The sequence below is a fragment of the Camelimonas sp. ID_303_24 genome (assembly GCF_053543495.1).
Window position 1 is genome coordinate 1 of sequence record NZ_JBLLJM010000046.1, and the last position, 1436, is coordinate 1436.

At 61.4% G+C, this 1436-nt stretch carries 3 protein-coding genes; 2 read left to right on the forward strand and 1 reads right to left on the reverse strand.

The window, feature by feature from the left end; genetic code table 11:
• Nucleotides 1-150: 150 nt before the first annotated feature.
• Both ACERNI_RS17760 and ACERNI_RS17765 read left to right on the forward strand, forming a co-directional pair.
• A complete protein-coding gene (locus ACERNI_RS17760) occupies nucleotides 151-519 on the forward strand; it encodes a hypothetical protein (RefSeq protein WP_448834561.1) in 369 nt (122 codons plus the stop codon).
• A complete protein-coding gene (locus ACERNI_RS17765) occupies nucleotides 512-712 on the forward strand; it encodes a hypothetical protein (protein ID WP_448834562.1) in 201 nt (66 codons plus the stop codon). The genes ACERNI_RS17760 and ACERNI_RS17765 overlap by 8 nt, the downstream gene beginning before the upstream one ends.
• Nucleotides 713-1155: 443 nt before the next feature.
• On the opposite strand, the gene ACERNI_RS17770 is transcribed toward ACERNI_RS17765, so the two are convergent.
• Nucleotides 1156-1436 (reverse strand): transposase (locus ACERNI_RS17770; protein ID WP_448834563.1); only part of this gene is annotated, 281 nt, incomplete at its 5' end.

A 1436-nucleotide genomic window follows, 5' to 3' on the forward strand; every position in this document is an offset into this window, starting at 1 on the left:
AATGTCGATCAGTCCTAGCGGGTACACCCAGACTGACCGCTGTTCAATCCCGGTATTGAAGCCCAGCCCGGCCACGCGCATCAAGGTCACGCCGGTGACCATTTTTGGATCAGCCATGCTGTGGGATACGCCGGGGTCGGCAAGAGCTCCGTGGCGCGTATCCTCTACGCGGAGCAGGGGTTTGTGGCTCCGCATATCGCAGCGCCGATCAAGGCGATGCTGGGCGTCCTCCTCCAATCAACCGGCTATGACGCCCAGACCATCGCCCGCTTTGTCGACGGCGACCTTAAGCGCGAAATCATCCCCGAGATTGGCGTCACCTCTACCGAGGCTCAACATACGATCGGCGATTGGGGCCGCGCCTGCCGGCGGGATCTCTGGCTGTCGCTCTGGTTGGCCAAGGCTGATGCGATTTTGGCAACGGGTGGAAGCGTGGAGCAGGAGAGCGTGCGCTTTGCCGATCCGGCAGGCGCTGATTGGGTTGGGGCCGCTGCTGGCGGCTTCGGGCTGGATGGATGAGCCAGCTTGGGGCGTCCTCGCCAACCAGATTGTCACGGTGGCCTGCATCATCTGGCAATGGCGCGTCAGCACCGCCGCTGCCAAGGTTGCCCAAGTCGCGGCGCTACCTGGGGGCCGAGCCGTCGTGACCACTGATCCGAAGCTGGCCGAAGCGGCGGCGGAAGGGAGCAAGGCCGGGAAGCCCGGCCCCTGATTGCGGGCCGAAAGGCTTTGGTGGGAGACCTTGATCATATCCGGGGCTCGATTGGAAGCAAACCATGAACATACAGATTGGGCGGGAGAGAGTCGAATCTTGGACAGCGGACCTGTAGCGATAGGCACTTCTCCAGGTGCAATTGCACGGAGGCAGCTGGACATAACGGGAACATTGATAGATATATTGGCAGGCCTGCCATGACAGTATCCGGTGATTTCAATCACTTGAGGATAGGTCTGGAGCCCTCCGAAGGCAAAGGGCGCACGTTCGAATCGTGTCGGTCGCGCCAACAAATTCATGTACTTAGCTGATTGGTTGGCCCGTACTTTCTGCATATGAGTCACGAGCGAGTCATAACGCGGGGAACAGGCCATTGGCAGGCCGTGGGGACGGCGGTGCTCGCGCTGACGTTGCCCCCGTACCTTAGGTTGGGGCCTCAATCAGGTCCACTCGCTAACGACAGCGACAAGAGCGATGGCTGACAGGAAGTTTTGCGCCAGCCGATCGTATCTTGTCGCGATCCGCCGCCAGTTTTTCAGCCTGCAGAAAAGGCGTTCGATGACGTTGCGTCTTCTGTAGGCCTTGCGGTCGAGCGGGTACGGGATGCGGCGCGCCTGGCTTGATGGAATGACGGCCGTCGTTCGCCGGGACCGGAGCCAGTTCCTGAGACTGTCCGCATCATAGGCCTTGTCCGCCAGGAGCCGCCGGGTGGCGCCTGCAG